The 14,714-nt window shown below is 28.4% G+C and carries 14 protein-coding genes; 9 read left to right on the top strand and 5 right to left on the bottom strand.

What is annotated here, in order from left to right; translation table 11 throughout:
* Window positions 1-62: 62 nt before the first annotated feature.
* Window positions 63-974 (top strand): nucleoside hydrolase, encoded by a 912-nt coding sequence (locus Q6H37_RS20080; RefSeq protein WP_318735792.1) that lies wholly within the window; start codon window positions 63-65, stop codon window positions 972-974.
* A 641-nt stretch (window positions 975-1,615) separates the two neighbouring features.
* Here the strand turns inward: Q6H37_RS20080 and Q6H37_RS20075 are convergent.
* The gene (locus Q6H37_RS20075; RefSeq protein ID WP_318735789.1) at window positions 1,616-2,590 is read right to left on the bottom strand and encodes an alpha/beta hydrolase; all 975 of its coding nucleotides are present in this window, start codon (window positions 2,588-2,590) and stop codon (window positions 1,616-1,618) included.
* 46 nt (window positions 2,591-2,636) lie between these two features.
* Window positions 2,637-3,626: a lipoate--protein ligase gene (locus tag Q6H37_RS20070; protein ID WP_318735786.1), complete on the bottom strand. Its 990-nt coding sequence runs from the start codon at window positions 3,624-3,626 to the stop codon at window positions 2,637-2,639.
* A gap of 295 nt (window positions 3,627-3,921) precedes the next feature.
* On the opposite strand from Q6H37_RS20070, the gene Q6H37_RS20065 reads away from it, so the two are divergent.
* The 5 genes from Q6H37_RS20065 (at window position 3,922) to Q6H37_RS20045 (ending at window position 8,673) form a co-directional block, all read left to right on the top strand.
* Entirely contained in the window at window positions 3,922-4,833 is a 912-nt protein-coding gene (locus tag Q6H37_RS20065; RefSeq protein ID WP_318735784.1) for a DUF2268 domain-containing protein, read from the top strand.
* Window positions 4,824-5,561, top strand: coding sequence for a MerR family transcriptional regulator (locus Q6H37_RS20060; protein ID WP_412523878.1), 738 nt, complete (start codon window positions 4,824-4,826; stop codon window positions 5,559-5,561). Before Q6H37_RS20065 ends, Q6H37_RS20060 begins: the two co-directional genes overlap by 10 nt.
* 276 nt (window positions 5,562-5,837) lie before the next feature.
* Window positions 5,838-6,773: a MerR family transcriptional regulator gene (locus Q6H37_RS20055; protein ID WP_318735782.1), complete on the top strand. Its 936-nt coding sequence runs from the start codon at window positions 5,838-5,840 to the stop codon at window positions 6,771-6,773.
* A gap of 57 nt (window positions 6,774-6,830) precedes the next feature.
* Entirely contained in the window at window positions 6,831-8,462 is a 1,632-nt protein-coding gene (locus Q6H37_RS20050; protein WP_318735780.1) for an ABC transporter ATP-binding protein, read from the top strand.
* A gap of 22 nt (window positions 8,463-8,484) precedes the next feature.
* Window positions 8,485-8,673, top strand: coding sequence for a hypothetical protein (locus Q6H37_RS20045; RefSeq protein ID WP_318735777.1), 189 nt, complete (start codon window positions 8,485-8,487; stop codon window positions 8,671-8,673).
* A gap of 15 nt (window positions 8,674-8,688) precedes the next feature.
* On the opposite strand, the gene Q6H37_RS20040 is transcribed toward Q6H37_RS20045, so the two are convergent.
* A complete protein-coding gene (locus Q6H37_RS20040; RefSeq protein ID WP_318735775.1) occupies window positions 8,689-10,017 on the bottom strand; it encodes an FAD-dependent oxidoreductase in 1,329 nt (442 codons plus the stop codon).
* Between the two features lie 381 nt (window positions 10,018-10,398).
* Between Q6H37_RS20040 and Q6H37_RS20035 the strand changes: the two genes are divergently transcribed.
* From Q6H37_RS20035 to Q6H37_RS20025, 3 genes are all read left to right on the top strand, one after another.
* On the top strand, window positions 10,399-11,064 hold the full coding sequence (locus tag Q6H37_RS20035; RefSeq protein ID WP_318735772.1) for a class I SAM-dependent methyltransferase: 666 nt from the start codon (window positions 10,399-10,401) through the stop codon (window positions 11,062-11,064).
* 115 nt (window positions 11,065-11,179) lie between these two features.
* Window positions 11,180-11,776 carry a hypothetical protein gene (locus Q6H37_RS20030; protein WP_318735768.1) on the top strand — a complete coding sequence of 199 codons (597 nt, stop codon included), beginning with the start codon at window positions 11,180-11,182 and terminating at the stop codon, window positions 11,774-11,776.
* A 24-nt stretch (window positions 11,777-11,800) separates the two neighbouring features.
* Entirely contained in the window at window positions 11,801-12,097 is a 297-nt protein-coding gene (locus Q6H37_RS20025) for a hypothetical protein (protein WP_318735765.1), read from the top strand.
* Window positions 12,098-12,168: 71 nt separating this feature from the next.
* Here Q6H37_RS20025 and Q6H37_RS20020 read toward each other — a convergent pair whose 3' ends face one another.
* Both Q6H37_RS20020 and Q6H37_RS20015 read right to left on the bottom strand, forming a co-directional pair.
* Window positions 12,169-13,761, bottom strand: coding sequence for a hypothetical protein (locus tag Q6H37_RS20020; RefSeq protein WP_318735764.1), 1,593 nt, complete (start codon window positions 13,759-13,761; stop codon window positions 12,169-12,171).
* A complete protein-coding gene (locus Q6H37_RS20015; RefSeq protein ID WP_318735761.1) occupies window positions 13,754-14,635 on the bottom strand; it encodes an ABC transporter ATP-binding protein in 882 nt (293 codons plus the stop codon). The genes Q6H37_RS20020 and Q6H37_RS20015 overlap by 8 nt, the downstream gene beginning before the upstream one ends.
* Between the last annotated feature and the right edge of the window lie 79 nt (window positions 14,636-14,714).

Genomic DNA, 14,714 nt, shown 5'->3' with positions numbered 1-14,714 from the left:
TGTATTTAAATAAATAATAATTTGTTATAATATCATTAATACTTAAATATTGGAGGCGTAATATGAAAAAATATCCATTAATTATAGATTGTGATCCTGGTGTTGATGATGTTCTCGCTATTCTGGTAGCTCATTCAAAACCAGAATTTGATATTAAAGCTATTTGTTCAGTATCAGGAAATGTAGGAATTGATTTAACTACTCATAATGCTCAGCTTATGGCTGGATTATTAGGGTTGGACTGCATAGTAGCAAAAGGAGCGGAAAAGCCAATTATTAAAAATGCTCAGCCTGCTACTGCTGTACATGGCTTAGATGGATTTGGTGGCTGTGCAAGTGCATTTAGTGATGATAAGTTATCAAAATTAAGTGGCTTAAGTGCAATAGAGGTTGAAAGAAAAATATTAATGGAGAGCAAAGAACCTGTATACATAGCTGCCACTGGACCATTAACCAATATTGCATTACTTTTGTCAGCTCATCCAGAAGTAAAAAGCAAAATTGCTGCAATCAGTATAATGGGCGGTGGAATAAAGATTGGAAATGCAACTCCATGCAGTGAATTCAACTACTTTACAGATCCGGAAGCTGCATATATTGTTTTTAACAGTGGTGTTAAATTGATGATGTGTGGCTTGAATGTTACATTAAAGGCAACTTTAACTGATATTGAGTTAAATGAAATGAGAAAATTCCATAACACAATATCTGACACTATAGTAAAAATCATTTCAACATATGCAGCCAATGATGCTGCAATTCATGATCCATGTGCCATACTTGCCATTACAAATTCAGATATGTTTGAATATAAGGATCAATATGTTCAAATTGATATAAGAGATGGTGTTACACAGGGAATGAGTTATGTAGATGAAGTACATAATTTAAACAAAGAACCTAATTGTCGTGTTTTTTATGACATTGACAAGGAATTCTTTAGAAAAGCTATTGTAAAATCTGTAAATATATAATGCAGCATTTTTATAAGTTTAATATGTACTACAATTTGTAATGTAAAAATATTGTGACACAAGATGCAGTGGAAGTTTGGATATACGCACATAATTAAATTGTTATAAGTAATTTTAGTAAGCCAAATTATATTTATAATCATAACTTGAAACACCTAAAGATTAAGGCGGAGCCTGCTGTTAGACTAACATATTTAGTTTAAAAAGCAATTTTTTTCTATTCTGTTGAAATGTCTTAAAAGAGACTCACTATTTATGTGCTTGAAAGATATAATGCTAAAACATACAAGTATTTCAAATATATTTAATAATCAACTAACTTACTATTTTTGTTTCCAGGCTTCGCCATAGGGTGTTATTAAAATAGCTGAAATATACATAAACTAGATTAACAAGTATTATGAAAGCTACGCTTTTTATTTAGAGTACCATCAGAAAGTAATATATACACGTAATTCACTAAGAAGTAACTTTCAACTGTATGCAGACTAATATATGCTATGAAGTGAGTTTTCCTTCACAGCATATATCAGCCGGAATACAGTTGAAAGTTACTTCGCTTACATGAGTTTATGTCACATTGTCCTTATATTATTAATTACAGTATGTTTAAATTTCTTAATACAACAACTTTGTTTATTTTATAATGGAGAATTAAATATTACAAATTTCAATAATCCTTCAGACATAGAGCCAATATCAGTGCTTGAGATATTTGATAAATCATGTACGTTGCTGTCTAAAGTAATCAATTCTACTTTGGCATGATCTTGCACACATTTATCATAAAGCTCTTTTGAACTCTTATAAGGGACCATAGGATCAAAGCTGCTGTGGATTATTAATGTATTTGGAATTCCCTTACTAACATAATTCATAGGGTTAAATTTTTTTATTACAGTATTCTTATCTTGTATTGAATTAAAAATTTTTGTCAAGTCATAATTTAAATCACTTGTATTTAAAAGATTTAAATCGGTTGGACCTGCAAAATCAATTAAATATTTAATTTTAGATGAATATCTACTTAAAGCTTTGTCATCAGTAAAATCATCATTGCTGCTATAACTAGCTAGAAGAGAAAGATGAGCACCTGATGAAACACCAATAACTCCTATTTCATTTGGATCAAGATTATAAGTAGATTTATTTTTATATATCCATCTTATAGTATCCTTAATATCTGCAACTTGTTTATTGAAATTAGCTTTATTCCTATTGAGCTCATAAGAAGTACTTATAATTGTATATCCTTCTTCTCTGAAAGTATTAAGTATGGGACTTAATGCATCGGGAATACTTTTATCACCATAAACCCAGCTGCCGCCGTGAACGTATAAAATCACTGGAGATGGATTATTACTCTTTTTTAGTGAAGAATAAATATCCAGTGTCAGTGGAACTCCATTAGTATTTTTATATATAATATCCTTGTAATTCATTGACTGAGACATTTTCAATCCATCAACCTTTGGAGTTCTCATATTATCATTTTTCAAAGAAATATACTTATTAACTAATGTATAAGTTAATATAATTCTTTTATGAAATATAGCAATAAAAATAATCAGTGCAGCAACTAAAATAATCAATAATCCTTTCAAAAATTTTTTCATTAAATTCCTCCGTACCTAGTAGTAAAAATTAGTTTAAAATTTCATATTAGCTAAATAAACAGCATAAAAATTCTTCTTTCGTAACATTTCCCAAATAGTCACTTACGTTAGTATCTTGTAAAGCCTTTTTTACTTCTTCTTCATCATACTTTATGTTCTTTAATTTTTCCTCTAAAATTTCTATGTCACACTTGCCAAAAAAGTCACCATATATTTTACAATTTTCTATTAGTCCATTTTTCACATGAAGTCTAACATCTACACAGCCACCTTCAAACCTATTATATCCTTTATAGTTAAACTTAGGTGAATTGCCAAAATTCCATTCCCAGGTGCCATATTTCTCATCTACCATTTTTTGTATAGCTTTTTTATTATCTTGGGTTAATTCATATGTTTCTATAGGTTCATTTAAATATGCAAATATATTTTTTAACAATAGTTCTTTAAATTTTAATACATCAACATCATATTTAACATGAGGTTTAATATTAGTAACTCTGCTGGATACAGATTTTATACCCTTTGATTCGATTTTATCTCTTTTTACATTTAATCCTTTAGACAATGTATCTAATTTAGAATCAAAAAGTAATGTTCCATGATTTAATATTCTTTCTCTTGAAACGCTTTGAGCAATTCCAGAAAATTTCTTGCCATCTATTACAAGATCATTTCTACCTGATAATTCACATTTTACTCCCAAATTTTCCAAAGCTTTAATTATAGGAACATTATATGTCTTAAAGTCTATTTTGGCATTATGTTCTTTAATTTTTGTAATAAATGAAAAGTTTAAGTTACCAAGATCATGGTATACAGCACCGCCTCCTGTAACCCTTCTAACAACGTTAATATCATTTTGTTTTACAAATTCCATATTAATTTCTTCTACTGTATTTTGATGTTTTCCAATAATAATTGATGGGCAGTTTCTCCATAGTAAAACATACTCACCCTTTAAATTTCTAAATGCATATTCTTCAAGAGCTAAGTTATAATGTGGATCTGTTGAAAGATTTTCTATAAATTTCATTAAATGCATCCCCTTTATAATTTACATAAATTGGGCCTATAAGTAAAGTGCCAGTTTTATTCTATCAATTTTATGAAGAAAAATAAACATTAAAAGTTAAGAAACTCAACTTTTGCACATACAAAATCTTAACTTAATATAATAATCATAAGTGACGTAAGGTTCAGTGGAAGTTTGGATTTTAACTTTAAGTGTACGCATTTAATTACTTTGTTATAGTTAATTTTTTTATGTTGACTCTAACGTAACGTAATAGTATATAGTATAGCTATACTAAAGGAAAAGAGGTAATAAAATGAATATTAAAGCAATTAGATCGGATGGAATTTATAGAAAAATAATTTCAGCAAAGCCATGCCAACGTGAGGATATATATCGCTATGAGCTTATGAAACCATTTGAATTTAAGTATTCTTGTATTGGTGTTCCAATTAAGGCAGAAAAGCCAGGTGGGTATGATGTTGTTATGGCAACTACTATGGCAGGAGCCTTTGCTCCAAATAACATAGGTAACGAGCAAATTAGTGATGTTGAAAAAATTAGTGATGAAGGGTTTTGGAAAGCTTGTGAAGAAAGTATTAGAAAAACATTTGAAGGATTTGAAGCTAATAGTATTTCACTTCCTGTAAAAGAGTATATTTTTACTGTTTTGCTAAATGATCCACAAAACCCAATGGCAAAAATGAGTGGTGATTATTGTGGAGATGGTGGAATTCCTGGATACATCATAGGAACAATTATTCCAAACGAAAAATCACTTAAAATGCTGCCAGTAGCACTTGCTCATGAAGCAAATCATAATGTAAGATGGCAGTTTATGAAGTGGAGTAATAAGATTACATTAGGAGATATGATTGTCAGTGAAGGTTTAGCAGAAAATTTTGCTGCTTTTATGTATGGAGAGGATAAAATAGGAGTGTGGGTTACGAGTACCACAGAAGAAACACTAGAAAATGTTATTAAACCTGCAATTAAGGAAAATATTAATTGTGACGACTTTAATAAACTTTCAGCATTTCTTTATGGAGATGAAATTATGGCGCTGAATGGGAGTAGTACTCCAATTGGTATGCCTTATTGTGGAGGATATGCCTGTGGATATTCTTTAATCAAATATTATCTTAAGAAGACAGGTAAGACAATATTTGAAGCTACCATCACACCAACTGAGGATATTTTAAAGGAGGTACAGGATTTTTGGAACTGAAAATTAACGAGGTTGCAAAATTAACAGGAGTTACGGTGAGAACGCTTCATTATTATGATGAAATAGGTTTGCTTAAGCCAAGCAAGGTTTCTGAGGCTAGCTATCGTTTATATGATGATGGTGCTATTGAACTGCTTCAGCAAATATTATTTTTTAAAGAGTTGGACTTTCCACTTAATGAAATTAAAGAAATTGTTAAAAGTGCATCATTTGATAGAACAGAAGCACTAAAAAAACATAAAGAGCTGCTTATTAAAAAACGCAAAAGAATTGATAAGCTAATAAAGCTTGTAGAAAAAACAATAGAAGGAGAATGTAATATGAGTTTTAAAGAATTTGATAATATTGATTTTGAAAATACAAAAAAGAAATATGCAAAGGAAGTTAAAGAACGCTGGGGAAAAACTGATGCTTATGTTGAAAGTGAAACAAAGACTAAAAAGTATGGTAAAGAACAATGGAAGCAGGTAAACGAAGAAGGTGGTAAGATTTTAAAGGCTTTTGCTGAGAATATGGAAAAAAGTGCTGACAGTAAAGAAGTTCAAGCACTTGTTAAAGAATGGCAGGATTACATTACAAAAAGATTTTACAAATGTACTAATGAAATTTTAAAGGGCCTTGGGCTTATGTATTTACAGGATGAACGTTTTAAAAAAAATATTGATAGTTATGGCAAAGGAACAGCAGAATTTATATCACAAGCAATTGCAATTTATTGTACAAAGTAAGTGTAAGGATATATAAAATTGTTTTTCATATTTGAATGTTTAACCCAACTTAAAGTATAGTGGAAGTTTGGATTTTAACTTTTATCTACAGCACTACATAAAAGTTAAAATTCAAACTAATTTTTGTTTTTTATCTTCCAGAGAGTATTTTTAAAATTTATCATAGTATTCTTTATGACACTATTTAAATTAAATGTTGACTTATACCTTAGGTATAAGTTTATACTTAATTTAAATAGTGTTTTTATTTGTTTGTAAATAATGGAGGGACGTTTAGTGAACATTAAAGTTGTATCAGAAATAACTGGCTTAACTAAAAAAGCTATTAAGTATTATGAAAATGAAGGATTAATTTCTCCTTTAAAAAATGTTGAAAATAACTATAGGGAGTATACAAAAGAAGATATTGTAAAGCTTAATTTAATAGCTTCATTAAGAATGTTGGATATTCCAATAATTGAAATAAAAAATGTAATTGAAGGTAGGAAACCACTATTGGAGGTTATGGAAGAAACTAAGAACAAAATAAATAAAAATATAGATAATTTAGAGAAAAGCAAAATGGTTATTCAATGTATTATTGATAAAAATTCTGAGGATTATAACCAAATTGGAGAGGAAGTAAAAAGATTAAAAGAAACATTAGAACTTTCAATAGAAGAAAAGAAAGAATATATATCTACTGCTATAATGAGAAAATTTCCAGGTGGGTTTGGCAAAATTTTAATATATATGTATGAACCTTTTTTTAGAGTTGTTGTAGATAGTGATGAAAAGAAAAAAGCATGGCTAGATATGGTAGAGTATTTAGATGAATTAGGTGATCCGGATGAGAATCACCCCTTTATCAAAAATTTTAACAAAGCACAGGAAAATAAAGAAAATAATCAGAACGAGGAATGGAGTATTAGGTGCAGAAAATTAATAAAGGGTGATGAAGAAACAAAAAAAGAAATAAAGAATAATTTAGGTTTGATGTTTAAAGTTATGAAGGAAAATGAATTAGTAAGAAAGAATTGTAAAGAAACTAGCAGTCAGTGTAGAGAATTTTTGAATTCAATAGGGTATATAGATAATACCTTTGATGATTTTTTAGCTGTATTAAGTGAAGATTATAAAAAATTAAAGGAAGCTTACAAAATAATTAGAGAAGAATTAGAAAATGAATCTGGAATAAATATTAAGCAAGTTATGAGAGATAGTATGTATTGAGTAAAATGATATAAAAAGAAAATTAACAATGTGAAAAAGAGAGGAAGACGTTTTATTATGGGTAAACTAGCTAGTTTATTAAAATTAAAACCATTTATAAAAAAATACTGGATGCTTTTTGGAATAGGAGCTTTTGGTATAATTTTAAGTTCTATTGCTGCTACTCCTGTTCCATATATAATAGGGTATTTGATGGATAAGGTGCTTTTAAATAAAAAAAGCTATAATGAATTATATGTATATATTGGAGTAATTGCAGTACTTTATATATTTAAATATATTATCTCATTTTTATCAAAGTATATATTTGCAAAAATAAATAACCTAGTAGTTAATGAACTTAGATATTCTGTTATGGATAAGGTTATGGATTTGCCTATGAATTATCTTTCAAATACCGAAAAAGGGTATGTTCAAAGTAGAATATCAGAATGTAGTTCTGTGGGAAGTATTTTTTCACCTTCAATTATTAGTATATTTTTAAGCATTATAGATGCTGTTTTGGCACTTGCAGCTATGTTTGCAATTAACTATAAATTAGCTTTTGTGGTGCTTCTTTTAGCTCCTATATTTTTCTTTTCGGCAAAGAATTCAGCTAAAAATTTCATGAAAAATACAATGGAGGCTATGGAATCAAATGCAATACTAAATGGGGAATGTTTCGAAATTATAAATGGAATTGAAGATATAAAAATACTTAATGGAAAAGAAACACACCTTAGAAAATTTAAAAATAAATTAGATGAACTTATAAAAATTAGTATAAAGCAAAGTAAATCTATAGTGATGTTTATGGAAAATATAGGACTTATAAATAACTTTGGATCACTTGTGATTTTGCTTATTGCTGGACTTTTAATTTTGAAAGGACAATTTACAGTAGGATTGTACACTTCTTTCTCTTTATATATAGGCACAGTTTTTGGAAGCACACAGGGTTTAGCTACTATAGGAACTACAATAAAACCAGCATGCCTTAGTATAGAAAGAATATATGAACTTTTAGATATGGAGGAAGAGAATTATGGAAGGAATAATTGCCTTAAGGAAAATATAGAATCATTAAAGTTTGAAAATGTAAGTTTTAAATATAATGATGATAAAACAGTATTGAATTCTTTAAACTTCCAAATGAATAAAGGGGATAAGGTTCTTATTAAAGGAGAAAATGGATCTGGAAAGTCAACTCTCATAAAACTTCTTCTTGGATTATACAATCAAACTGAAGGAAAGATATTATATAACAATATCAGTTCAATGGAAATTGATATCAAAAATTTGAGAGAAAGAATAGGAATTGTATGTCAAAATATTTTTTTGTTTAAGGGAACTGTATTAGATAATATCTTATATGGACAAACCAATAAAAAACGTGAAGATGTAGAAATGATTATTAAAGAATTACATTTAGAAGAGTATGTAAGCAGGCTGCCTAAGGGGCTAGATACTGAAATAATTCAAAATACTGCAGGGGTTTCGGGTGGACAAGCACAAATTATAGCTTTTATAAGATCTATGGTTTCAGAAAAAGATATATTAATCCTTGATGAACCAATTTCCAATGTAGATGCGGAGACAAGAGAAATTGTTTTAAATATTTTAAGAAACATGAGCTTTAATGGAATTCTAATTATTGTTTCACACTTAATGGAAGGTATGGACTTTATAGATAAAGTTATTGAAATATAAGTTAAAAAGGATTCCTTTTGTAATGGTGTGTGTTGTATTTGCACTAATTGATTTGGGAAAGAAAGTAGATTCTGTGTTCCTAAGTCAGTATGATATCCGTGTTTTAACAAACGTAGCAAGTACATGTCTTGGTATAAATAAGCTTCCATTAAAGTTCACAACAAGAAGCGACTATGTAGAGAATATAATCGTTTCTTATTATGAAATTTAATGCTATTTTTAGGTATTATTCAGCACTTAATCCTGCTAAATTCAACAAATTCCAAGGTTTATTGTAATGTGGCTGGAAGAAGAAATCAACAAAAGCCAGTTCATCTATAGTCATTTTATTTTGAATGCATACTGACATTGTGTTTATGGACTGAGTTAAATCTGCCTTTGAAACAATTTGAGCACCTAAAATTCTTCTAGAATCTTTTTCATAAACTACTTTTAGTTGTGCTAAATCATAAGTAGGCATAAATTCTGGACGGTAGTTATCTTCAACTATTACTGTTTTGACATTTATTCCATATGTTTTAGCGGAATTTTCAGTTAAGCCTGTAGAAGCTATGTTATAATCATAGATTTTAATTCCGGAAGTTCCTTGAGTACCCATATATTTCGTAGTTGGCTTAACTAAGTTTCTAGCAACTAACGTACCCATACGAACTGCATTTGTAGCTAGTGGAATATATTCTTGCTTTCCTATTGGATTATATTTAACAGCGCAGCTATCTCCAGCTGCATATATATCTTCCTTGCTGGTATGCATATATTCGTCTACCACAATAGCACCATTGCCTAACATTTCAAGCTGTCCTTTAAATAGTTCTGTGCTTGGTTTGAAACCAATAGAAAGTATAACTAAATCTGCTTCATATTGGCCCTTATTTGTAATTACTTTTGAAACTTTTCCATCTGTGCCCTCAAATCTTATAACTGTTTCACCTAAAGCCAATTTTATAGCATGGTCTGATAAAGCTTTTTCTGCTTTATCTGTAAATTCTTTATCTAAATATTTACTTAAAATACGATCCTGACTATCAATTAGCGTTACCTTTTTATTATTCATCTCAAAGGCTTCTACCAGTTCAACACCTATATATCCTGCACCTATAACCACTATATTGTTGGCGTTTTGGGATTTTTCAATTATAGTATTTGAATGGTAATAATTTTTCGATATCAATATATTTTCTAAATTGCTCCCATCAACTTTAGGAAGTATTGGCCATGAACCAGTTGTTACTATTAATTTATCAAAAGTATCTTCAAACTCTTCTTTTGATTTTAAATTACGAACCTTAAGTTTTTTCTCAGCTATGTCAACGGATACTACATCATGAGACATTTTCGTGGATACTCGAAGTTCAGCTAGTTTCTCTGGTGAACTGTAAAATAATCCCTTAGGATCTTTTACTATTCCTGCTACGTATAATGCTATGCCACAAGATAAAAATGAAATTGTATCATTTCTTTCATATACAGTTATTTTTGCATCTGGATATAATTTAGCACAATTTACTATAGCTGCAGTTCCAGCATGTGTACAACCTATAACAACTATTTTCATTATATTTCCTCCTTAAAATTTCATATGTTTTTATGATACCCTACCATTTTATGTCTTACTCATGATACTTATGTCTATGTTATATAATGATCAATATTTATTGTTTTTTAGAGATTATTTTTGATAGAACAAAATTCCATTTATAAAGGCACCTTTAATAAGTTAGCTAGGTACTATCTTGTCAATATATTGGTAATGTCAAAAAGTGTTACAAAAAAGTTTTATGCTAATATAATTAAAGAATATAGGATGTAACTTCTATATATGATGTAAGTTTATCAAGTATATACTTACATGAAAGTGTTTTTATATGGTAAATTAATAGATGATAGCATTAATTTTATAGAAAAATCAACAAAATAATAAGGGAGGATTAAAATTATGATTAAATCAAAGGAGTGGGATTGGAGCAAAAATGAAAGTGATGGCTGGTTGGTACCATCAATAGAAGCATACTATTTAGCTGAATTATGGAAATCAAAAGGCTTTAATAAATTTCTTGATTTGGGTTGCGGATTGGGTAGACATTCTATTTATTTTAGTAAGAAAGGTTTTGAAGTTAATTCTTTAGACTTATCTAAATATGCAGTTAATCATCTGAGAAAGTGGGCAAAAGAAGAAAAAGTAAATATTTCAGTAGACATTTGTGACATGTTAAATTTGCCTTTTGAAAATGATTCTTTTGATTGTGTAATGGCTTATAATGTTATATATCATACTGACACTAATGGATTTATTAAGTCGCTTAATGAAATAAAAAGAATATTAAAAAGTAAAGGAGAGCTGTTTGTTACTCTTATTTCAAAGAATACATTTTCATATCAAAGGGCTGATAACTATAAGCGAATTGATAATAACACAATATTGATGGATGAACGTGATACAGAAAGAAATGTTCCACATTTTTATGTAGATATTGAAGACATAAAAAAATATTTTTCCGATTTTGAATTTGTAAGTATACCTATTGAGAAAACAGTATATGATATTGAAAATACCGAATATTTTTCGAAACATTTTAATTTACTTGTTAGAAAAAAGATATAGCATAGCTGCTATATCCTTGAAACTTTAAATAAATACACTAAATTAAAATATTAATAAGTAAATTATGGACAAACAATTACTATAATAAGAAAAGTAAGAGAGGTAATTTAGATATATGTTTGAATCTGCTAAATTTTATATAATAATCAGTGATAAAAGTTTTATTATTAAAAAAGAGGGAGAAAATTTAGAGAATATAATTGATTTTGCATCCTTTGTACCTAATGTACCTTTTTATCATCATTTATTTGATGAAGATAAAAATTATATGAAGGATATGAAAGAAGTAGTTAAAAATTTAAAAATAAGAAATTTAACCATTATTGTTCCAGATGACGGCATAGACCTTACAGTAGATAAAAGAATACTTACCGAATTTTTTACACTTTGTGGAATAAGAAAGATTCAAATAGAGGCTCAATGCTTTTTTCTAAGTTTAGAGGATAAAAGGTATATATCTTTTTCTAAAACCACAAGGAATACGGTTTTACAGTATATTGTTAATGGTAAATCTATTGCTAAAAAATACTATGACAAAAATTATGAAGATGTTAAACAAATTTCATTAGACATGAAAAGTATTCATACAGATTGTGAGTATGAATATGTACCTGTATATATAAATAATATGAATAATAACATGGATAGCTTTAGTGACATTGGAAATTTAGTTTCACTAAATGATATTACTAAAAATATTATGAAGTACTAATGGGGATAGGAGAAAATTTAAAACATGAATATTGACTATATTGTTAAAGCAACTAAAAAAGTACTTGGTATTATTTCTATTATAATACCATTAATTATTTTACTATTTATATTTAATGCTATAAAGATTCCAGCACTGGAACCTTTCCATGGCTTAATATTTTTTATTTCACCGTTTGTAGGAATAGTAGGTTGGTTTTTATGCCGTTCAGTAGCAAAAACATGGGAAAATAGCTTTTTTAAGGTTGGTTCCATTATTAATCTTATTATGGTAGTTGTGAATGTTTTTATAATAATTTGCGCAGGAATAGTTTTTTTATAGAAATTTAAAAGTTGTTCTATTAGCGATTTTTCAGATCGTCATGAACAACTTCTCTAGGGTTGAAAAAATAATTAATAACTTTTAAGTCTAATATTTTTAATAACCATTGAAGCAACTGTAAGGCAAACTCCAATAGCTAAAAATATAATTGGAATATGAGACCTTACAGCCTTTGAGGTAAGTCCAAGGAAGTCTAAATTTGGTAAGCTATTTAATATACCTAGATACCATAAAATAATATAAGTTATTTCAAAGGCAGTAGAACTTCCAACAATGTTTCCAATAAAAATGGCTAAGGCATTTACAAAGAAAATTCCTATTAAAATATAGGTAATACCTAAAAAATTATGGATCATTAAAAATTTTATTATTATAGATATATTTATAAATACAGTGAATAAAATTCCAGCAACAGCTGAATTTAAAGGCTCTACATTTCTATAATTTTTATAAGTTAAAAGATAATCTTCCATATTAAAAGCTCTTTGAACAGTAGCTAGTTTAGACCATATGAAAACAGGTAGAATCCATACCATAGGAATTAAAAATTTATTTAAGTTATCACCATCTGCAAAAAATATTCCTATAGAGCAGAAAATAATAGCTGCATACCAGTATAAATTAGGTGAAACAATTATAATTTTAAGATTACTTTTTAGTACGCTAAGGTTATTCATATAAGTTTTGTTTTCAAAAATCTCAGTCAAAACTGTTTTTTTACAAGGAATATATTTTGCTTCTTTTGTAAGCTTACTAGCTATTGTAGATGGTTTTGTTCTAATAAGAGAATTACTTTTGAAAAACATGGAGGCTAAAAAAAGTAAAAGGATTCCTATAAAGATCCAAAATAATCTTTGGAACAATATGTTTAAACCAATGTTTACATTGTTCATTATAAAAGTTTTAATATTTTCATGAAGGGGTCCATTTGTGCCAAGACTGAAAGAATCTATATTATCAAACTCTTTAAAAGTATGCTTTAATTGTTTTGATATTATTTTGGCAGCAGTATTCATCCCAAAAACATCTGCTAAAGTAGAAGTTCTGTTTTGAATAGAATATATGATTATTCCAGACCAAGTAAAGAAGTAAACTACATTTCCAAAGGAGTTTCTTAGAAAAGGAATGACTTCAAAAATTATTGCTATAACTGCTGTAAGAAAGCAAGCTGGTACTGCTAATATTAAAAATGGTGTTAAAAGTTTAACTGGTTGCAAATAATAGCTTTCACCTCTAGCAAATTGCATTAAAACAGTAATTACAACAACTACAAGCATTTGAGTGAGAAGAAATAGTAAATTGCCAAAGGCTTTTCCAAATATAAATATCCAGGATTTTGTTCCTATGGAAGCTGTTATTTCACCTATTAAAAGTTCTTTTTCTCTCTTTATAGAATTTCTAACAAAGTAAAATCCAATTAAAGTTATAACACTAATAAAAGCCATAGTAGAAACCCAGCCAAGCCATACAGAATTATAAACACCTCTATAAAAATATCCTTCAAAAGAATAAGTCAAGGTATAATAAAAACTGCTGTTGTTTTCTGGAAAGAATAAATAACATATATACATCATTAAAAGACTTATAATAAGTGTGTTTTTGCTTCTTATCCTATCTAAAAAATCAGATATTCCTATGTAGTAAATTTCATATAGACTATTCAATGTTTCCACCTCTTTTTCTTGAGGTATAATAAATATAAGCATCTTCAAGAGTAGGGGCCACACTTGAGGCAGCTTGTAAGGGTTTTGATTCTGATATTACTCTTATAACCATTCCTTCACTTCTTCTTATTATATTTCCTGTTATGTAATTGTCCTTTATTTCTTTAAGGTGGCTGTCTTCAGTTAAACATTCCCATACCATTCCTTCTAATGAATTTAAAAGTTCTTCATTTTTACAAAAGCATAAGAGCTTACCTTTATCAATAAGAACTATTTTTTCAGCAGAAGCTTCTACATCAGACACTATATGAGTAGATAGGATTATTATTTTATCTTTTGATAAACTATTAATTAGATTTCTAAAGTTCATTCTCTCATTAGGATCTAATCCTACGGTAGGTTCATCTACTATAAGAATTTTAGGATCATTTAACAGTGCTTGTGCAATGCCTATTCTCTGTTTCATACCACCAGAATAATTTCCTATATTTTTATTTGTAGCATCTCTAAGATTTAGCAAATCAATGAGTTCATTTATTCTATTTACTGCCTTTTTCATGTTAAGTCCTTTTAAAGCTGCCATGTATTTTAAAAATTCAACAGCAGTTAAATTAGGAAATACCCCAAAGCTTTGAGGTAAATATCCTAAAGCATGTCTAAGTTCATCACCATTTTTATGAATATCACATCCATTCCAGGTAATAACACCTTCTGTTGGCTTTGAAACTGTGGCTATCATCTTCATTAATGTTGATTTTCCAGCACCATTTGCACCTAAAAGACCTATTATTCCTCTTTCCAATTCCAGATTGAAATTTGAAAGGGCTGTAAAATTATTTGAGTATTTTTTAGAAACGTTTTTAATTGAAAGCATAATATTTCCTCCTAAATTTAAGTTGTAAAATTATCTAATGTTTATCCACCTTAATACTTCAGGTCACCTTATAAAAGTA

Origin of the sequence: Clostridium sp. JS66, from assembly GCF_033561535.1 — a bacterium.
GTDB classification, from domain to species: Bacteria; Bacillota; Clostridia; order Clostridiales; family Clostridiaceae; genus Clostridium_AM; species Clostridium_AM carboxidivorans.
Note: the sequence above shows the minus strand (reverse complement) of the source record. Positions and strands in the feature narration are given on the sequence as shown.